Here is a 17,089-nt window from a genome sequence, read left to right as displayed (position 1 = left end):
AGGCAACATGACTACAAAAGCGATCAAAGTTGGTGAGTACTACTGCCGGCACCTGCACGCAGATTGCCTTAACCTTTTACTGGTCATACGTGACGAACAGCGCGAGCACTTCATTCCTGTCAGGGCCAGCTTCGTCGCAGCTCTTGTGGCCATCTTTTCGTTTGCCGGCATGGCTTTCATGGTCGACAACCATGGCATGTTGCTTTCAGCTTTGGGCTTTTTCGCCCTTGTGGCGGGGACGGCTGGGTTGGTGACCTGGGGCATTCTGGACACCATCAAGGCCAGCCACGAGGTGTCCAACTACCTGTACAAAGTCTTGACCGAAATGAGCGTAAAGAACCCAGATTTAGAAGACTTGCGCAACGTACGCTCACCACTGACACTGAGTGATTTGCGCCGACATCTTCTCGATCTGATGGGGGCACTTGAATCCGATATCTCAAAACCAAACCGCAGCATTTTCTTCACGGAGGATAGCGTGGCGGGCTTGCCTTTCAAGTTCAGCCACGTACCCCGCGTCAAAAACCTATGGTCTGACTCAATCCTTTAAGCCCAGGAGCTTTGCTTTTCCAGATGAACATCATCACCCCAAACAGCTTGAATTTGTTAATCAACTCAACCCCGCCAAAAGATGAGGGTGCTATTAGCCCCAAGTCACTGTGGGTCTTCGGCGCCTGTATTGCGCTTGGCATCGCGGCTGGATTGGGTTTTCTCAGCTTCGCATTTAGCGCTGTATTGGTTGCACTGATCAGCTTTTGGGCACTTCGCCAAACCCATGTAAGCCCTGATGCTTGCGCCCAGATCCAGCAGGCTTTTGTCGAGCGTGGTCTGCATTGCCCTAAAGCGCCCGCCACTCGCAGTGTCGCTGAAACCATGGTGGATGCACTAAGGGAATACGATGTCGCAAAAAAAGTATAAGAATGGGTAAGTGATATATTGACAAGGTGGCAATGTGTCCATAGAATTCGAATCTTACTGAAGAGGTCGGGCTTTCCGACCAATTTACATTGAAGTTTCGAAACTCATAAGGATAACCCTCATGTCGACGCCAGAAATCAAGGTCACTGACCCTATCTACCTGCAATGCATCAACACCAATTCCCAGATCCCTGGCATCGTCCGTGAGGTTTTCGAACGTCGCGCCCGTGTCGAGCTGGCTCGTCAGAAGGGCCGTCGCTGGCTGTTCGAACATCGCGAGGTTGAGCTTTCGGCTCTGATTCATCGCCCCGGCGAGCAAGGCTCGGTGGATCTTCGTGACTTCCAGGTCTGCTGAGGAGCGTTGCGATGACCAGCCCACTCGCCAAAGGTCAAAGTGCCGTCAATGAAGACGGCACTCAAACCTATTTGGCAGAGGACAAGGTCTGGTGGCATTACGCATCCTGCAAGGCCTACACCCCCAAGAAAATCCCAGCCGTCGTCCTTTGGACAGGCAAGACCCGAATCAGAATCGAATTTGCTTTGTGGGTTCGTGAGGAATGGGTCAAGCAGGTGCGCACCGTGGCACACACCAATTTGTCTCCAAGGGACGAAAACTGTCATGGCATCGATCAGTTCCACCCCTCCAAGGCCATCCGCCTAGCGGCTTAAGCTCGAACCATGCTCGTGCCTGGGCTTGTCGATGGCAGGCTTGTCACCCTTTTCTTGAGCAGCAACGTCGATCGCAATACCACGACCATTTTCGTACTCAACGGTGTAAGCCACGCCTAATTTAGGCTCGCCCTTGAACAGTGATCGATCGTGTTTGACGATCCCGTTATCACTGAACTGATAGACGTGCCGGTTATCGGCATACAGGATGTTCTGAGAGAACACCTGGTGACCCATGCCGCCTGAAGCGGGCTTGGCATCAGCCAGCTGATGAATGCCCGTGGGGATGCCGGCATTGGTCGGCAGCAGTCTGACAGTAAGCCATTGATTTTCAACAACTTTATCAATCTGTATGGATCCGTTCATATGGCAGAGCTTGAGCGAGCCCTCTGGCTTCATCAGCACAGGTGGGAAATATCCAGCCATGTTAAGTCCTCTTTTTTGTGGTTTATCCCATTATAGCGCTGATTGTGGCAATATATCCATAAACCGTCATTGCAAAGTGGTGAGCTCAGAGTGGATTTTCAAGAACTGTTCTCACAAGTTTTAGCAGTGGCCGAGCTTGATCTGGGCAGCGAAAGACAGCCGCCTGAAATTTTTGTGGAGTGAAAGAACAATGAGGCCAAAGCCATGCTCGACGAATTAACGCTGTACAGCATCACCTCGGCGGTTGTCTTTAACGACCTAGAGGCGCTTCGCAAGATAATCGATGATTTGGGCGACTCGACCCTGATTCCGCTGTCGATCCACTCCACGCGCACCGGCTTGAGTTTTCCCCTCAAGCACGCGATGTATCAGATCGCTGTTTCCCATGCCCGATCGGATACAGCACTGAACAAGCTGATCAAGGACATCGCAATTCCCATCGACATCCCTGGCGATATCAACGCCCCTGATCTCCCAGAAGGTTTTCATCGCAAGCTGGGTCTCCCTTGCAACGACAAGACGTTCAAGCATTTTGGAAAGGTGAGGCTTGACCGAACCCTGGCTGTCGTCAAAAGGGTTGAAATCGAACTCAAGTTTCGACGGGCTGGATTGATCAAGCACATTCGTGATCAGGCAAGCCCTGAAGCATTCTGCGCTGCAGTGTGCCTGAGTGACCCCGACATTACCCTTGATGCCGTGTTATCCGGACTCAAGGATGGTGACGACCGCGTTGAACTGCGTGAGACCCTGATGAGCCGTGCACCTTTGGTGATGCGAAAGATGGAGCATCTTTGCTATTCGAAGGTGGCTGACGTCGTTCGCCAAATGCAGCTTCTGGAGCCACACAACCCTCAACGTTTCGAGTTCTGGGCTGCAATGTTTGAGCAGCTTCACCCTAGCGAAGGAATCTCCCCGGTCGCGGATGCCTTTCTTCACTTTCTTCTGCATGTGGCTCCGCTTGAGGATGAGCAGGGGGCTCGTGAAGTGCTGAAGGGTTTGATCTGGGGAGTATCTACCGACAACCGCTCAACTGCCATGGCTGTCTTCTTGAATCGGCTGCAAGAGTCTAAGTTGCGGGATGTCCAGGATGATCTTGTGTTCCAGGTTACGCTGGCTCTGAGCGCAGAACAGGCAATCAAGGCTGACGCCGGCAAGAGGCTTCCGGAACTTGCCCATGCGTGGGTGAGCAACCTGTACCTTGAGCCTCGACTGCTCGCGAAGATGCTGACAGCGATCATCGTCGAGCCATTGGATCGTCATAACGACCAGGCCTGGACAATCGTCCAGCGCTTGTTGGACAAAGGGCTGGTGCAGCCAGAGGGTTTGACTGAAAACCTGGTCACAGCCTACGAAACGCACCTCACCAGCGGTTCATCTATGACGCCTGATTATCTTCCCAAGCCTGGAAGCAAGATGGCGAAGTTCATCCGTTGGAACCGGCATGATATCAGTGACCATGTCGGGTCGATCAGGCACTTGGCAGGGTTTTAGAAGGATCAGGGCAGGGCGCTTTAAGCTTCTTCGTCCTGCATCTCGCGATACGACATGCATTCGTCGTTGAAATCCAGGATTGATCCGCAGTCCTGGCAATAGGCCCAACCACATTTGCGGCAACGCCAGTTGCCCCAGTTGCCCAAGTGATCAGCTGGGTTGTCGAGCAAGTGGCCGCACTGGCAGTGTGTTCTGAATGTCTCGTCTTTGAGGCTCATGAGCCACCTTGCTTCAAGGATTTATGGAGATGGGCTGTCAACTGGTTTGATGCGCTGAGCACGTACTGCCTCGATGGCGCACTGCCTGGCTTTTTTATCATCATCAAACTGCCCGTACTCTTGCCCGTCTGCACCGCTCACGAAATGCACCACGTGTGCCGTGTCGTGAGTCTGAGGGATCAGGCAGGAATAGGCTGAAATGCCCTTATCGTTGAAGTACTGGTGCCGAGGGCTGTTCATCGCAGCGTCTTTGCTGATCGAGACCACTTTGAAGTGCTGCATGCAGTGAATTCCATTGAGCCGTTGGTGTTGCCTATTCTACCCGTCCTGACGATCTGCTGATAGACAAGACTCAATAGGTCGTGAGACAGGTGTGCGGGCTCCTCGGTTTATCTGTAAATTGAGGCTTTATTACCCGCCCATCTTCGGTTAAATTGGGATGACTGCTTCCGGAGAATCCACATGCACTCTGCCCCACACCTGGAAGGCCTTTCCCTGGCCAGCTCCAACAAAACCAAGATCGCCGAATACACGCGACTCAGCCAAGGTTTGATTCCGGTCATTACCGGTACCGACCTCAAGGAAATCTTTGGCACCCCTGACCAGATTGCGCTGTACAAGGCTCTGGAGGGTGGCGAGGGCCTGATTGTCGAGGATTCTATTTTGGTCGTCGACGATGAGCCGGTGATCGACATCAAGTGGCGACTCAAGGATTTGATGGAGCGTGCCAAGCACGAAACTGCAACACTCATCTGGGAAGTGCGGCTTGCCTATGTGAAAGATGGCATCGTCAAAGTATTCAAGGGGACATTGGAGGGGCGCCTGCGCCCGTGGGATGTGGCAGGATCTGGCTATGACCCGATTTTCAACGTCTACGGGGTCGGCCAGAGCCTGGCTCAGCTGGAAAACCGAGGCCTCAAAGACCAGTATTCAGCACGCGCTCGGGCGTTCAGTGCGCTGCTGGCCAACGAGCCGCACCTGGTGGTGCAAAGCAACGACTTGCCTGCTTGGACGGGCCCGTTTCAAAACGAGTAGTCGTCTCAGCCTGGAGTCAAACATCCAGGCCAGGTTAACTGGCGCAGGGGCTACTTGGCCTCTTTGTCGGCTTGCGCATCTTTGCCCTCGGCGTGAATCAGGTACATCACGCACCCAAAAGAGCCTAGTGTGCCCACGACAATTACAGCCATGATAACCGCGTCCATAACACACCTCGTTTTCGCATTTGTCATAAATTGACTATGCGCCTTGAGGTTTGTGCATAACAGATTCAGTTGAAAGCAAAAAAGGCGGTTCAGATGCCTGGCTCAGACCCTACGAGGTTGGCCAGCAAGCAAATCAGCCAAACAGATCCGGCGTTTGTCCCCGCGTCATCTCATCGGCTGCTTCATTACCCATGCGCCAGCGAACTGCCTCTTCTGGCGATCCAAGTCTTGCAAACAGCTTTCGGTGCATGCACATGCAGGCCAGCGCCTTCTGGCTGATTTGAACGGCCCCAAGCTTGATGGCTAAGGCTCGCTTGCTCTGAGCGATGTCATAGTGACTGTGGTGCTTGGGTGGCGCCTGGTGATGACTGCGGCTGATGCCAAGCTTGTCGGCCATCTGGTGCAACTCTTCTTCAGAGTCTGAAATCATGTGACACATGACCATGCCGCCGAATGCTGCCTTCATATCGTCTACGTAGATCGTCATCCAGTGGCCCTCCAGTGTGAGCCTGCAATATACCAGAATCTGGTCTTTAAGAGACCTCCGGGTTGCCGTGACGCTGGCAATCAATGATCCAATTCAATACAATCGTGACTACATCCCTACACTGCGGAGCCTTCGTCATGAGTGCAGATAAAGACCCGATTCAGGATTATCGCTCGATCGCCAATGCGTTCATTTCCGTCAACAGCCTGCAGTTGGCCAAAGACCTGCTGAGCTGGCAGCGCAATGGCAAATTGGTTGAGGGTGCGCTGTATCATCAGCTTGCCAAGATCTGTGAGCCCGCAACGACCATCGATGACCATTACCAGATCGCTGAGCGACTACTGGTCACTTTCATCACGCGCCAGGCTGCCGGCGAGATCGATGCCCAGGGAAAAGTCCTGTAATGCAACCCCCAGAAATGCATTCTGCCTCCCGCAAACGAATCGACAACATGCAGCGCCGGGCTGACAGGGAATCCGGCTTGATAGGAGATCCCGAGGAGTCGTATGACCGCCTCCCGCCTGGGCAGTCCTTGGTAAAGCAGGGCTTTCCTGTGCTGGATCTGGGTGTGCACCCGGTTCTTGAGCTTGACGCGTGGTCGCTGGTGATTTCCATTCCTGGGCAACCTGATTTTTCTTACGACTGGAAAGGGTGGGGCACCCTGCCTACAGCCCATTACACTCATGACATCCACTGCGTTACGGCGTGGTCGGTCTTTGATGCAAATTTTCAAGGGGTGGGAACGCGAGAATTGCTTAAGCGCTTGCCCGTGGGCGACGATGTGACCCACGTTCTGGTGCATGGCGCTGATGGTTACAGTGCAAACCTTACGCTTGCTGATTTCCTGGCTGCGGGGGCCCTATTGGCTACGCATCTCAATGGGGAGCCGCTGACAGTGTCACATGGCGGGCCGCTGCGGCTCGTAATTCCCCATCTCTATTTTTGGAAATCACCTAAGTGGGTAACTCGTATCGAGTTCCTGTCTGGGGATCAACCGGGGTTTTGGGAGCAGCGCGGCTACCACAATCGGGGCAACCCCTGGCGTCAGGAACGGTATGGGCCCAAACAAGCGACCAAGCCCATCCGCCCAGAAACGATCTTGATCAAGGCTGTACTTCCACCACCTAAAGGCTGGGAGCGATTCAAACGCTGGTATGCCGAACATCTAGGCTGATCAGCGGTCAGTTCTTGATGAACCGGAACATCGCATTCTCGAAAAAACAGCAGAGGAAGAATACATGCAGTTGCGCGAACCCTCCGAAGCTGAAGCCAGCTTTTACGACTATTTTTTTGACGCCCTCGACTGTGGTGATTTGGGGCCTGGCGCGGACTTTTATTCAAAATGCGCCCAATTTCTTCGCGCTCACGTCCAGTCTACGGATGATGTGTCGAGCGAGCGCCTCTCGATAGAGGATTGCTTGTTGAATGTCATCGGCAGACATCCACAGCGCGGCTTACAGGGCGCCTATGACGAGATGCTGAAGGCCTGCGAGGAATCCTTTTCCCCGGCGATGCGCGAGCAAATCCAAAGTGATCAGCCCACTCGCCTGAAGCGGGAGGTTCAGTGGAGCATCCATCAGGCCCTGGATTCTGAGGAAGTGCGCCTTCTCGTCCAAAAAGTCTACGATGTGGCTGTGACCCATGGCGAAGTGTCCAGCTATGTGGTGGGTGGTTGGATGCCGGCCCCTGAAAGCCCATTCATGGATTTGATCCATGGCCTGCCAAAAGCTGAGCAGGTGGTGATGAAAGCCAAACTGCTGGATGCCATCAAAATCCCTGCGGTGCTCAACCACTTGCTTTTCCATACCTTCTGCCTGCGCGAATCCCAACGAAATCCCTCTGGTACCAGCCTTCTAAAGCGGGCCAAGCTGACGGTTGATGAGGGCTTGGCTGTCCTCGCCTTCGGGCGCTTTGCGCCTTTCATCTCCCAACTTGTGGAGCCAGACAAGATTGAGCTTGGAAGGGCCCTGGATAAGGTACGCGCCAGCTCCTATGGAGCCGATGCATTCTACGGACACTTCAAAGTAGGCACTTCTGATCAAGCCCAGTCGGCATGAGGCAGAGGAGAGGGGTCGTCCTTTCCCGCTTGCGGGCCTGCTTTTTGCCCATGATCAACTTGAAGCGGGTCAGCCTCAACTTCTAAAATAGGGAATGCCCCTGGAGAAGCAATGATGACCCGCACAACAACATCAACGATGGATGACATCAAGCCACCAAGCCTGTTCGTGTTCAGCCCCCACCATCTCACCGCCAGTCCATTTAACGTGCGTGCCAGCGAGGGCGTGCTGGTGGATGAGCCCCCAGAGCCCTTCAGCTTTGCAGTCAATATTGCAACCCCTGTCTATTCGGATGCCGAAATTTTCAAGATGTGGCTTTGTTTTCACGAAACAATGCCTTCAGGTGTTGAGCCTGTCATTTCCGATTTTCTGCGGGACAACCCTAGATATCTGGGGCAGAACGCTGCCAACACGCTAGGCGGCTCCAAGTCCACGCCTCGCACCTGGACAAGCTTGTCCGACCTGATTCAGGATCTCAATGGCCATGTGGGCGTAACTGGGGCCAACGGCCAATGGGTGGCTCCATCTCGACTGGTCTGCCTGGTGGTTGGCCAAGAGCCTGGTCTGGCTCTGCTTCAATATGCCAAAGACAAAGGTCTTGAGGTTTTGGATGCAAAACCAAAAGCACCTGCGATGCATCTTGGCAACGACTTTGGATACTCACCTGCGCCGTAAGCGGTCAAACGATCGGCTGTTGGGTGCATATCCGGATATTGATGAATCCTGGACTTCTGTACGGCCTATTTTAGAAGTGCGCCTCGAATAAGTGTTATATTGGCAAAAATTAACAAATGCAGGTTCTAGCCTGCGCACTTGCCTAGGCGTCCTCATGTCTTCGAACTCAACGTCCCGCACAACAGTCCTGCAGATACTGGGTATTGCCTATCCTATGCGTGATTCCCAGCGAATAGACTTCGCTGAGTCACTGGTTCGCGGCCTTGGCGTGCTCCTGCACAAGCCGGGACACACCCTGGAATTCGAGTTCACTCGCAGCCCTTCGACACTCACATGGGGCGTCGACTTTGAAGCGCCGATGATTATCCCTCACAACCACGTTCACGCCACCGTCAAGCTCACAACGCAAGTGGGCGTGGGTCTTCTAACTACCCAGATCGATGAGCGCCACAATGAGTTTTTGGCAAGATTTAGGGACGCACTGGGCCACCAAGTCATCTTGTCGGATGAGGTGCTTGAACAGAAGGGGGTTGAAGATCAGGTTGAGCGGCAGAACGTTGAACTCAACACCGACGGGTGCGCAGGCGGTGTCCAGTTTGAAGACATGGCCCAAGGGCTGGGCGTTTGCCTACCATGGAGCATGAATCTTAAAATCCACTCAGGCGCTGACGATGCACTCAAGACTCTGAGACGCTCAACTCGATTTATGCGATGGTTGCGGGCGTCTACAGGTTTGCGTGGATTGGATGACCACACCCAGCAATTGTGGGATGAAGTACCTTTTGGCGACCAGAACCAACTTGCGCACCACACTTTCTCGCTTAGCACATGGGGTAGCAACAGGGGCGAGTCACTCAAGAACGCGACCATCATTGATTCACACTTGTCGAATACCCCGGCAGCTTCAATTGCTCATTCCAAGGTCATAAGCATTGCCCAAGCTGCTTTGCTGATGCCCGTTTACCATTTGGGATCGCCCTGGAAGATGGGCGCGAACAGCGTCCCGTTTATTGGCGCATCAGGATCCATCTTCTCCTTTGAGCCAGGTTCCAGCCTCCTGCCATCTCAGTGTGAACTGGTCTACGATGCGGTGGGTAAGCAATCGCAGGGTTATCATGTCCTGGTCAATCACGCTCTGTGTGCTTCTGGCGTGCCACCTGAGCGCTTGGTTGCCATTGATTTTGAGGATGAGTACCGGGCACGAGAGGAGCATCTTCACAATCCATGGGCCGGAAAGATCATCAAGCTTGATCTGGCCACGGAGCAGGCGGTGAACCTGCTCGACACACCGCTGGGTGTCAGAACCCCCACGCAGCGCGTTATCGAGGATCTGGCGTGCTTGCTGGAGCTGCTAGGTGGTCATTCCATGCCTTCTCTGGGCTGGTACAACCTGAGCTGCGACCTGGCCAAGCAGGCTTTCGACCGGCGCTCGCTCAGCGCTTATCCCAATGCGTATTTCCCAGGCGCAGACTCGCTGGTGGATTCGTCCATTGACCTGCTGGGCGATGACCACCCTGCAACCTGGTGGGAGGTGTCTGAGCAGCTGATGAACCTGGGCTTTGTGGCAGAAGCATTGAAAGCCCATGCCAGAGCTCTGCCCAGCTTGCATGATATCGTGCAGGTGATGCGTTCAGGCAGCCTGAATCACAGGAACCTACTGCCCGATGGCGGTGAGCGACTACTCAGGAATTTGGAAAGCCTTTTAGCCGACAAACCCTGCTTTGGGTTGCCCACACAACTGCGGGTGAGTTCGTCAGAGCCTACAACAATTCTTGTGGGATCTTCCTTGAGCGTGAATGGGCTATCGCTGTCTGCAGCCGAGGCCATTCAATACCTGGTCGCTCGCAAGGTTGCAACCGAAGGGATGTTTGAATCTTTTGTGCCGGAGTGCGAAGGTGCCTTCAAAAGTCATCACGAACAAGCCCTCGGACTGATGCAGCTGACTCGAAAGGTGAGTTATTTTGGCCTGGACAAGGTTCTGGCACATGAGCAACTCTTCGTGGCAATTCGAGGCGATTTCAGATCGGCCAGAATGCACGGGGTCTCGCTCAGTGCAACAACGGCAAAGATGGATGATCGCATCAGAGACATCATGTCTTATGCGCCGGTTTTCGCAGCATTCGGCTTGAGCACCCGAGAAACCCCAGCATTCGAACAGTCTATCCAGGAAAGCCTGGAGAACCATCGAATCCCAAGTGATCTTCGTAGTGAGGATGGGGCTTTCTTCTTCAAGGCCTTGAGCAAAACATCACCTCACAGCAATGATGATTTTTGCTTTGTTATCTCCCAGGTTCTTTTCCTGCCCAGAATCCCAGCAAGGGCCGTCGGCTGAGCGTTTTGAGAATTTGAAGTGGGTGAGCTGTTAAACCTTTTATTGGAAATTGACAGTTTGGCAATTGTTTGCGAATATTCAGCCATCGTGTTGACTCCCTTATGTCGACATCTACGGCTGCTCGGCAGTCGCCCTAAAGTTTGGAGTTGAGCATGAGCATGAGCTGGAAGATGAAGTTGGCCACATCCCCTGGGGTTGGCGTATTGTTGCTGATGGCTTTGCACGCTTTTGCCGATTCAGTGCCATGCCCTGCTGGAAAGGAGCAGGCATGCGAGATGGCCCAGTACCAAGCTGACGGCTACAACAAAGGCGTCACCAAGCGTGAAGGCAAGCTTGGTTTCGATCGGGCTGTCGCCGAGGGCGAAGTGTTTGTGATTCGGGTGGGGGTTGAGTTCGAACGCAAAGCGTTTTCTGATGAAAGCGCCACACGCGAAACCCAGATGGTGAACATTTTCTCGTCCGGCGCCAGAGGACTCTGTGGAAGCGAGGCGTATAACCTGTTGACCAATGCTGGCGGAAGGTACGAAACCCAGATTTTCGACAGAGACCAGAAGAAGTGGATGACCATCCCTCTGGATTGTGAACACCCTGGACAGGGGACAGCCAACCTGAATTGATCGATCAAGTAGAAAGGGCAGCTGAGGCTGCCCTTTTTCGTACCCGGTGAGAAACGACGCTCAGGTATCAGTCCGAACCCACCGACTTCAACACGGGCAAGTGATCGCCCGGAATGTCGTCGGGCAGTGATCCACTGAGCTGCTCCAACACCTTCACAAAGGCGACCGTGGAGGCGACCCAGGCCCCGTATGTCCACATCGGGGCTATCAGTGACCCTTTGAGGCTGCCAACGGGGTTAGGCACTATCTTGGGCTGCTTCCAGGACTTTGTGGAAAGCTGCAGCCTGCCCTCAAGCAGCGAGAATACAGGCATTGGTTTGGGCTCACCCTTGTTCGGGCCGTTGGGCTCGGTCGGCTGAAAGCTCTCCCAGTTGAAGCGGATTACCTTGTTAAGCTCTTCAGCCAGCCGTTCTGGCGCTGAAGCCAGTAGATCATCTGTTACTGAATTCAGGGCCAGGTGGGATTTTTTGGCTTTGGCTTCCAGGGCTGCTCTGAGTTGATACCTGCGATCCATTTCAGCCTCATGCTGGCGCTGAAGTTCATTTGCACGGGCATCGCGCTGACGCTCATCCTCGCGAGCAGCTTCGCGGCGCTGCTCAGCCTCTGCGGAAAGGGCGGGTTTGACCACCGTTCCTGGCGGGGCGGAAATATTCATTATCAATGAGTTGCCCCGATCATCCGCCAGATCAAACGCCATCCCATCCGCATCAAAGGGCGTCAGATACAGGTTGGCGCCATATATCTTGGCTCCGGGCCTTACTGCGTGAATTTTTTCCAACGCCTTTGCATAGGCCTCAACGAGCCGTTCTGGAGTGATTTCACCCTTGATCCTCAGTCTCACTCTGATACTCCTAATGCTGTATTAAGTGGCGATCTGTCAGAGTTTTGCCCGCTGATCAAATCCCCACTCAGAATTCTTTGGGCCTGAAGCGGCAATAGTCGATCAATACTGATTGTTCGCCAGTATTCAGCCACACCACTGGTGTAACGATGTGCACATAATGCCATAGCCCAGTTTACTGTTCACCAGGCTCATGGTCGATCAATAGGGGCTTGATCCATGGCAAAGCGCCTGCTGACGGAATGATGGCGGCGTCCAATGGTGCCTTTGGGTTCTGATGCATGCGTACCAGGCTCATGATGTCTGCGCTCAGCTCATGCATTCGAGCATGCAGCCTGGCCAGAAGGTCGTACTGATCCTGGCTGTACGGAATTACCAGCAAAGCGAAGTTGCCCTGATCTTTTCCAATGGCATCCAGCCCCACCAGGGTGTCGTCCTGATCACGGCGCTTGTTCAGGTGAAAGCTGCTCTCGCGTTCGATCGATCCGTCCGCCGAGGCCAGATAGCAGATATCACCGAAGCGATAGGCAGTGGTGAACTCGAATTCGAAATGATGCCTGACCAAGCTTTCAAGAAGTCCGGCGTTGAATTTGTAGCCGACCAACAGTGAGCCTTTCTGCTCATCCTGAGCAACCTTGAGCAAGATGACCTTTTCCCCATCCTCAATGCGAAGGTTGTAGGCCATGTAGAGGTCAGCCAGTACTTTCAAGGGAGACCCATCTGCATCTTCGCGAATGGCGGAGATGCTGTCATAGATCAGACCCAGGTAAGGCGAGGCGTCGGCGGCGGTTTTTCCGATGTGATCGTAGCGTTTGAACCTGTGCTTATGCTCACGATTGGACAGATCAAGCTCCGACCCCTTGATGTCCCGCAGAAACCGTTTATCCATCAAGATCACAAACTTTTCGAGTTTGCTATCAAAGAAAATGGGTACGCGCTGGTTATGGCTGAGACGCTCTGGCTTGAGAGAGTAGCGTCGCACCAATGACATTGGCATTGGCAGCGTGGCGGTGATGGTCTTTTTCAGCGACACCAGTCCGCTTTCGCCGGCACTCGCAAACTGCAGAACAGCATTGGCAGCCTTGAGTCTGGACTCTGTGGAGAAATTACCGCGAATGTTGCCCGGCCCCAATACGCCGCCACTGGGGTTGCGAAACATATGGGCTTCGACGTCCGAGGCGGGGTCACGACTCAGCAGTTCCACGTACGTGTCGTTGTTGAACTTGTCATAAGGAAGCTCGGGCATAGAGAATCTCACCGCACATTTGGTTGTCCGGCACGGTACCATTTCTATGAGGTCGAGAAAAGCATAAATTGAAAAGGTCGGATTAAACCTATATTGACAATTTCGCGGGGCGGGTTATTATCTTTGAATCCCCGAAATCAAGGCGCTTCGAAATGTCCTCAGCTCGCACCCGCAATCCAGACATGGTCTCCATCCTGATGGGAGAGGCGGGTGCCAAGCTGACAGAATCCTTGATCGTCTCTGCTCAAAACTCCGAGCCGCTGGCTGATGGCGTGGCCTTCTTCCAGCATGAAGGCAACATCTGGCTGGATATTGATGGCTACTACGCGCAATTGGCGATTCTCAACACGCTGAAAGAAGTACGCCTGCCAATCGTCAGCAGTTCGCATTGCATCTTCAAAGAAAATCAGCCGCGCTATTTGCGAGTCTCGATGCTCAAGCCTCACTCATCCATCCTGGTGCTCAAAGCCAGTGAACAGGGAGAGGATGAGACCGATGCGCTGGTTGATTTCATGCTCAAGCAGAACGACGCCGACCTTGCCTGGCCTGAAGATAATGCCAAGGAGGTGAAGTTTTTCGAGTACTACGCGCTGCTCAAGGGCATGATTGGCAAAACTGTCTATGACCAGCTCAACACCAGCGGCACTCAGATCACGGGGGTTTACCTGCGTGAGTCCCAAGGATCCTTGATGATTGTAGTGGTGGGCAATGTGCTCATCGCCTATGGCGAGAAAATGCTGGCCAGCCTTCAGAACAGCACGATCTATGAATTCGAGAAGCAGACCCTTGAGCAACTGCGTTTCGTGCCACTCACCGATGAGACCAGAATCACCCTGCGCGGCAATGCTGACTTCGCTGGCATCATCAGCAAGGCCAAGGCTGGATTTCACGTCGATTACAATGGCGTTGGCTTTATTCCTGGCCCACAAAACAGTGTCCGCGAGATTGGCGTGAATTCGCGAGTCATTATGGATCCCCAGGGCTGCCACCAGGTTGAGCCTGAGTTCTTTGCAAGCATGTATGCGGCGCTGGACTACCGGGTGAACACTCATGGTCGCGAGCCCACGCTGGTCAGTGTCGACAACCTTGAAAACCGCCTGAATGTGGTCTCGATGGTGATGTCCTATGACCTCAAGACCTCTCGCTGGTTTTGTGGCCACCCTGCACGCACCAGTGTGATCTTTTTCAGTGAAAATGCCTTTGACGAGCTGGTGCTCGAAGATGACGTCAAGGAGCTCATCCACGCTTGCGTGGTACACCGTACTGCCAAGCTAGATGCGATCGCAAATAAAGATACCGGAGCGCTGTTTTTGCTAAGCGGCGCGCCCGGTACCGGTAAGACCCTGTGCGCTGAATCCGTTGCCGAGCTGCTCGCCAAGCCCCTGTACAAAGTCGGCATGGGGGAGCTGGGCACGGACGCACCAAAACTTGATAGCAACCTGCAGCGCATCCTCCGACTTGCTGAACGCTGGAGCGCGATACTCCTTCTGGACGAAGCAGATGTACTGATGTCGCGCAGAGGCGAAGACCTGGGTCGCAACGCCCTGGTGGCCACAGCCTTGAAACACCTGGAGTACTACTCCGGCACTCTGATGCTCACGACCAACCTGATCGCCAACATCGATCCTGCGTTCAAGTCGCGAATCACCATGGCCGTGCACTTCCCGGAGCCGACGACGGCAAAGATGAATTCGATTTGGCGCACGCTGCTCAAGCGCGCAGGTTTCGACCAGGCTCTGTTGGAGCCGCATATGGACACATTGCTGTCCTACAAGGTCAATGGCCGCGAAATCAAAAACACATGCTCCACTGCATTGGCGTTGGCAACCCACCGCCAGGTCACTCCATCGATCGATCACCTGATCGCTGTTTTGGAGAAGTGGAAAGAGTTTGATGCCCATGATGGCGCTAAACCGCCACGCAAAACTCTGCGTCGGAGCTGATGAGGCCCTCTTTTTGTCTGCAAAGCGATTTTGATGTATATTGAGTTCGTCTTCTAGGGAACTCTCCATGTCCGGATCAATTACAGCAAACCGCAAAAGAAAACGGCTGGAGCGCACACTCGATTTGATCGCTGCGCTTCAGGCCAGGCACCCGCTGGCATTCGCTCCTAAAAATACCCATCCCGTGCAGCCGTTGGCTGCAGATATTGTCACTCATGCCTACGAATCTCTAAAATCCACTGACCCCACCATAACCCTTTATGAGGTCGGCCAGGCGGTGGAGTATTGGGAAGGCCGCAAGTTCTATTTGAAATCCTTCGAGACTGCGACCCATCGCATCGACCTGGCTGGGCATCCGGCAGGCACATTGGATGAAGTCGACCGGGAAAAAGCCCTTTCTCGAAAACAAAGCATCGTTTCCCAGCGTCAGATAAACGAGTAAGCCATGCACATTCCAGGTATCGCTGGCCGCAGTGCCAGAAAAGCCCCATTGATTGAATTTTTTGCCATGTCAGTGCTTCAGGGGCGAAAAGTGGGCACGGCTCTCTACCAGAGCCCTGTAGCCACTCAGGTGCGCGTGCGGGCTTTGATCGAGCAAGCCCACGCCTCTGCCACGGAATGTCTCCTGGTGATCGAGGAGGGGGCTCCTACGTTGCCAGACGTGGTGCTGGACACCCAGCAATTGGCAAGGATCTGCTCGGGATGCATCGACGCCATGCTCAGCCAATCCAAGACCGGCAAGCTGGCCCACCAGGAGCGGGAATGGCTGGCTCAGGTATTCCAAAAACATCTGCCGGCAGTTTCTGATGCAGAGCTGGCGCTGATCGTCGAATCCGTCTTCAAGCAGCCTGCGGCAAAGCTGGTCAGCGAAGAGCTCGTTCGCCGATATGCCTACGAGATAGCCAAAGACGCGCCCGGCCTTTCCAAGATTGATCCGGCCAACGGACTTACGGTGCTTATGGCGCAAGGTGAAGCAGTCACAGGTGCTCTTCACAGAGCAAAACACACACATAGCTTGCGAACCTACCCCAAGGTCAGAGTCAAGGCTGCTGGGAAATAGATTGCCCTCATACTGGGCTTAGGAGTTTCAGATGATCAGTCTAGCCAAACCAGGCCAAAATCGATCGATTCGCGCAGTCATTGTCTTCGCCGTAATTCTTTGCACGCTATCGTTGGCCGCTGTTGCATCGGTGACCCACCTTGCGTTTCTGTCCGCTTGGTGCAGCCTCATCATCTGGATTGTCATCACCACCATCTTCTCCCGGACGATGAAGCATGCAACTGGCAATCCAAAGCCTGCGCCAAGCTTTCTGTTTGGGGCCTTGGTGTGGCTGGTTTTCATGCTCGGGGCATTTCATGTGACGCCCGACATGGGGAAGCCAAGCACCTTCGAAAGCTTCGTCTTTTTGTTTCTTGGATTTGCTATTCCATTGCTAGCCGCACGTTTGTCCGGCGTCGTAGTAAAGCGTCTGGTCTGGTCTGGATTTGACGCTGGGTGGCCTCGCGAACCCCTCACGGCGCAGTAATAGACCTTGGCAATGGCAACGTCATGAGCAAACCAACCTGGTCGGCTGTTTTCGTGGGCACTATGCTCGTTGGAAGCCTAACCGGCGTACTGATAAAAGGCTCCGAGTTGATTGCAATCGGTGATTGGTTCTGGCAAATTTTCGCACTGACAATCGTACTACTGCTGTGGGCATCAAGCAGAAACGCTGAAAGCGGTAAGGCCTTGAAATCCCTTCAGACGGTTTTTCTCTGGCCCCCTATGATGTGTTTTGGCGCTTTTTTTCTCGATGTCATCCAGAGCCTACCGGAATCCAAGGCTATTGAGTCGTGGATGTGGTTGTCGATGCGTATGTTTTCATGGGCCAGCATCCCGATCCTGGTGGTAGGAGCACTGTGGATGTTGCGCCCGCGCCAGGCCGCTTCAGTTACTGAGCCTAAATAAAACATTTTTAGGAGTCGAC

At 53.8% G+C, this 17,089-nt stretch carries 23 protein-coding genes; 17 read left to right on the top strand and 6 right to left on the bottom strand.

Annotated features, from left to right (window positions below; genetic code table 11):
* The first annotated feature begins 7 nt into the window (after positions 1–7).
* From IFT57_RS07555 to IFT57_RS07540, 4 genes are all read left to right on the top strand, one after another.
* Positions 8–550, top strand: a complete 543-nt coding sequence (locus IFT57_RS07555) for a hypothetical protein (RefSeq protein WP_122531085.1) — start codon at positions 8–10, stop codon at positions 548–550.
* Positions 551–573: 23 nt separating this feature from the next.
* The gene (locus IFT57_RS07550) at positions 574–918 is read left to right on the top strand and encodes an MgtC/SapB family protein (protein WP_163020479.1); all 345 of its coding nucleotides are present in this window, start codon (positions 574–576) and stop codon (positions 916–918) included.
* A gap of 121 nt (positions 919–1,039) precedes the next feature.
* Positions 1,040–1,273, top strand: a complete 234-nt coding sequence (locus IFT57_RS07545) for a hypothetical protein (protein WP_122531087.1) — start codon at positions 1,040–1,042, stop codon at positions 1,271–1,273.
* Positions 1,274–1,284: 11 nt separating this feature from the next.
* Positions 1,285–1,587: a hypothetical protein gene (locus IFT57_RS07540; protein ID WP_192092479.1), complete on the top strand. Its 303-nt coding sequence runs from the start codon at positions 1,285–1,287 to the stop codon at positions 1,585–1,587.
* On the opposite strand, the gene IFT57_RS07535 is transcribed toward IFT57_RS07540, so the two are convergent.
* Positions 1,576–2,013 (bottom strand): KfrB domain-containing protein, encoded by a 438-nt coding sequence (locus IFT57_RS07535; protein ID WP_122531088.1) that lies wholly within the window; start codon positions 2,011–2,013, stop codon positions 1,576–1,578. The two genes, IFT57_RS07540 and IFT57_RS07535, sit on opposite strands and share 12 nt — an antisense overlap.
* 204 nt (positions 2,014–2,217) lie before the next feature.
* Here IFT57_RS07535 and IFT57_RS07530 point away from each other — a divergent pair, with 204 nt between their 5' ends.
* Positions 2,218–3,504 carry a hypothetical protein gene (locus IFT57_RS07530; protein ID WP_122531089.1) on the top strand — a complete coding sequence of 429 codons (1,287 nt, stop codon included), beginning with the start codon at positions 2,218–2,220 and terminating at the stop codon, positions 3,502–3,504.
* A gap of 20 nt (positions 3,505–3,524) precedes the next feature.
* Here the strand turns inward: IFT57_RS07530 and IFT57_RS07525 are convergent, their stop codons facing one another.
* Positions 3,525–3,722 (bottom strand): hypothetical protein, encoded by a 198-nt coding sequence (locus tag IFT57_RS07525; protein WP_122531090.1) that lies wholly within the window; start codon positions 3,720–3,722, stop codon positions 3,525–3,527.
* A 21-nt stretch (positions 3,723–3,743) separates the two neighbouring features.
* Positions 3,744–4,004, bottom strand: a complete 261-nt coding sequence (locus IFT57_RS07520) for a hypothetical protein (protein WP_122531091.1) — start codon at positions 4,002–4,004, stop codon at positions 3,744–3,746.
* 180 nt (positions 4,005–4,184) lie between these two features.
* Here IFT57_RS07520 and IFT57_RS07515 point away from each other — a divergent pair, with 180 nt between their 5' ends.
* Positions 4,185–4,757, top strand: coding sequence for a non-canonical purine NTP pyrophosphatase (locus IFT57_RS07515; protein WP_122531092.1), 573 nt, complete (start codon positions 4,185–4,187; stop codon positions 4,755–4,757).
* A 300-nt stretch (positions 4,758–5,057) separates the two neighbouring features.
* Here IFT57_RS07515 and IFT57_RS07510 read toward each other — a convergent pair whose 3' ends face one another.
* Entirely contained in the window at positions 5,058–5,411 is a 354-nt protein-coding gene (locus tag IFT57_RS07510; protein ID WP_192092481.1) for a DUF4031 domain-containing protein, read from the bottom strand.
* 137 nt (positions 5,412–5,548) lie between these two features.
* Between IFT57_RS07510 and IFT57_RS07505 the strand changes: the two genes are divergently transcribed.
* The 6 genes from IFT57_RS07505 to IFT57_RS07480 all read left to right on the top strand — a co-directional run bounded on the left by IFT57_RS07505 (position 5,549) and on the right by IFT57_RS07480 (position 11,092).
* Complete coding sequence (locus IFT57_RS07505; RefSeq protein ID WP_122531094.1) at positions 5,549–5,815, top strand: hypothetical protein; 267 nt, start codon at positions 5,549–5,551, stop codon at positions 5,813–5,815.
* On the top strand, positions 5,815–6,585 hold the full coding sequence (locus tag IFT57_RS07500; protein WP_241032686.1) for a molybdopterin-dependent oxidoreductase: 771 nt from the start codon (positions 5,815–5,817) through the stop codon (positions 6,583–6,585). The genes IFT57_RS07505 and IFT57_RS07500 overlap by 1 nt, the downstream gene beginning before the upstream one ends.
* Before the next feature lie 64 nt (positions 6,586–6,649).
* On the top strand, positions 6,650–7,468 hold the full coding sequence (locus IFT57_RS07495; protein WP_122531095.1) for a hypothetical protein: 819 nt from the start codon (positions 6,650–6,652) through the stop codon (positions 7,466–7,468).
* 111 nt (positions 7,469–7,579) lie between these two features.
* A complete protein-coding gene (locus tag IFT57_RS07490; RefSeq protein WP_241032687.1) occupies positions 7,580–8,143 on the top strand; it encodes a hypothetical protein in 564 nt (187 codons plus the stop codon).
* Between the two features lie 154 nt (positions 8,144–8,297).
* Positions 8,298–10,475 carry a hypothetical protein gene (locus tag IFT57_RS07485; RefSeq protein ID WP_122531096.1) on the top strand — a complete coding sequence of 726 codons (2,178 nt, stop codon included), beginning with the start codon at positions 8,298–8,300 and terminating at the stop codon, positions 10,473–10,475.
* A gap of 152 nt (positions 10,476–10,627) precedes the next feature.
* On the top strand, positions 10,628–11,092 hold the full coding sequence (locus tag IFT57_RS07480; RefSeq protein WP_241032688.1) for a hypothetical protein: 465 nt from the start codon (positions 10,628–10,630) through the stop codon (positions 11,090–11,092).
* Positions 11,093–11,159: 67 nt separating this feature from the next.
* Here IFT57_RS07480 and IFT57_RS07475 read toward each other — a convergent pair whose 3' ends face one another.
* Positions 11,160–11,933 carry an OfxX fusion product gene (locus tag IFT57_RS07475; protein WP_122531098.1) on the bottom strand — a complete coding sequence of 258 codons (774 nt, stop codon included), beginning with the start codon at positions 11,931–11,933 and terminating at the stop codon, positions 11,160–11,162.
* Positions 11,934–12,108: 175 nt separating this feature from the next.
* Complete coding sequence (locus IFT57_RS07470; protein WP_122531099.1) at positions 12,109–13,179, bottom strand: hypothetical protein; 1,071 nt, start codon at positions 13,177–13,179, stop codon at positions 12,109–12,111.
* A 152-nt stretch (positions 13,180–13,331) separates the two neighbouring features.
* Between IFT57_RS07470 and IFT57_RS07465 the strand changes: the two genes are divergently transcribed.
* The 5 genes from IFT57_RS07465 to IFT57_RS07445 all read left to right on the top strand — a co-directional run bounded on the left by IFT57_RS07465 (position 13,332) and on the right by IFT57_RS07445 (position 17,070).
* Positions 13,332–15,122 carry an ATP-binding protein gene (locus IFT57_RS07465; protein ID WP_192092483.1) on the top strand — a complete coding sequence of 597 codons (1,791 nt, stop codon included), beginning with the start codon at positions 13,332–13,334 and terminating at the stop codon, positions 15,120–15,122.
* Positions 15,123–15,189: 67 nt separating this feature from the next.
* Positions 15,190–15,564 (top strand): ProQ/FINO family protein, encoded by a 375-nt coding sequence (locus IFT57_RS07460; protein WP_122531101.1) that lies wholly within the window; start codon positions 15,190–15,192, stop codon positions 15,562–15,564.
* Between the two features lie 3 nt (positions 15,565–15,567).
* Positions 15,568–16,182 carry a hypothetical protein gene (locus tag IFT57_RS07455; RefSeq protein ID WP_122531102.1) on the top strand — a complete coding sequence of 205 codons (615 nt, stop codon included), beginning with the start codon at positions 15,568–15,570 and terminating at the stop codon, positions 16,180–16,182.
* A gap of 31 nt (positions 16,183–16,213) precedes the next feature.
* Positions 16,214–16,648 carry a hypothetical protein gene (locus IFT57_RS07450; RefSeq protein WP_192092485.1) on the top strand — a complete coding sequence of 145 codons (435 nt, stop codon included), beginning with the start codon at positions 16,214–16,216 and terminating at the stop codon, positions 16,646–16,648.
* A 23-nt stretch (positions 16,649–16,671) separates the two neighbouring features.
* Positions 16,672–17,070, top strand: a complete 399-nt coding sequence (locus IFT57_RS07445; protein ID WP_192092487.1) for a hypothetical protein — start codon at positions 16,672–16,674, stop codon at positions 17,068–17,070.
* The last annotated feature ends 19 nt before the right edge of the window (positions 17,071–17,089 follow it).

Origin of the sequence: Pseudomonas sp. CFBP 13719, assembly GCF_014842095.1 — a bacterium.
In the GTDB taxonomy this organism is placed as follows: domain Bacteria; phylum Pseudomonadota; class Gammaproteobacteria; order Pseudomonadales; family Pseudomonadaceae; genus Aquipseudomonas.
Note: the sequence above shows the minus strand (reverse complement) of the source record. Positions and strands in the feature narration are given on the sequence as shown.

Coding starts and splice junctions, on each gene's coding strand:
- IFT57_RS07505 (WP_122531094.1), top strand. CDS start 5,549: ATGAGTGCAGATAAAGACCCGATTCAGGATTATCGCTCGATCGCCAAT.
- IFT57_RS07530 (WP_122531089.1), top strand. CDS start 2,218: ATGCTCGACGAATTAACGCTGTACAGCATCACCTCGGCGGTTGTCTTT.
- IFT57_RS07515 (WP_122531092.1), top strand. CDS start 4,185: ATGCACTCTGCCCCACACCTGGAAGGCCTTTCCCTGGCCAGCTCCAAC.
- IFT57_RS07450 (WP_192092485.1), top strand. CDS start 16,214: ATGATCAGTCTAGCCAAACCAGGCCAAAATCGATCGATTCGCGCAGTC.
- IFT57_RS07460 (WP_122531101.1), top strand. CDS start 15,190: ATGTCCGGATCAATTACAGCAAACCGCAAAAGAAAACGGCTGGAGCGC.
- IFT57_RS07540 (WP_192092479.1), top strand. CDS start 1,285: ATGACCAGCCCACTCGCCAAAGGTCAAAGTGCCGTCAATGAAGACGGC.
- IFT57_RS07480 (WP_241032688.1), top strand. CDS start 10,628: ATGAGCATGAGCTGGAAGATGAAGTTGGCCACATCCCCTGGGGTTGGC.
- IFT57_RS07465 (WP_192092483.1), top strand. CDS start 13,332: ATGTCCTCAGCTCGCACCCGCAATCCAGACATGGTCTCCATCCTGATG.
- IFT57_RS07535 (WP_122531088.1), bottom strand. CDS start 2,013: ATGGCTGGATATTTCCCACCTGTGCTGATGAAGCCAGAGGGCTCGCTC.
- IFT57_RS07455 (WP_122531102.1), top strand. CDS start 15,568: ATGCACATTCCAGGTATCGCTGGCCGCAGTGCCAGAAAAGCCCCATTG.
- IFT57_RS07555 (WP_122531085.1), top strand. CDS start 8: ATGACTACAAAAGCGATCAAAGTTGGTGAGTACTACTGCCGGCACCTG.
- IFT57_RS07495 (WP_122531095.1), top strand. CDS start 6,650: ATGCAGTTGCGCGAACCCTCCGAAGCTGAAGCCAGCTTTTACGACTAT.
- IFT57_RS07485 (WP_122531096.1), top strand. CDS start 8,298: ATGTCTTCGAACTCAACGTCCCGCACAACAGTCCTGCAGATACTGGGT.
- IFT57_RS07445 (WP_192092487.1), top strand. CDS start 16,672: ATGAGCAAACCAACCTGGTCGGCTGTTTTCGTGGGCACTATGCTCGTT.
- IFT57_RS07525 (WP_122531090.1), bottom strand. CDS start 3,722: ATGAGCCTCAAAGACGAGACATTCAGAACACACTGCCAGTGCGGCCAC.
- IFT57_RS07510 (WP_192092481.1), bottom strand. CDS start 5,411: ATGACGATCTACGTAGACGATATGAAGGCAGCATTCGGCGGCATGGTC.
- IFT57_RS07490 (WP_241032687.1), top strand. CDS start 7,580: ATGATGACCCGCACAACAACATCAACGATGGATGACATCAAGCCACCA.
- IFT57_RS07500 (WP_241032686.1), top strand. CDS start 5,815: ATGCAACCCCCAGAAATGCATTCTGCCTCCCGCAAACGAATCGACAAC.
- IFT57_RS07550 (WP_163020479.1), top strand. CDS start 574: ATGAACATCATCACCCCAAACAGCTTGAATTTGTTAATCAACTCAACC.
- IFT57_RS07520 (WP_122531091.1), bottom strand. CDS start 4,004: ATGCAGCACTTCAAAGTGGTCTCGATCAGCAAAGACGCTGCGATGAAC.
- IFT57_RS07545 (WP_122531087.1), top strand. CDS start 1,040: ATGTCGACGCCAGAAATCAAGGTCACTGACCCTATCTACCTGCAATGC.
- IFT57_RS07470 (WP_122531099.1), bottom strand. CDS start 13,179: ATGCCCGAGCTTCCTTATGACAAGTTCAACAACGACACGTACGTGGAA.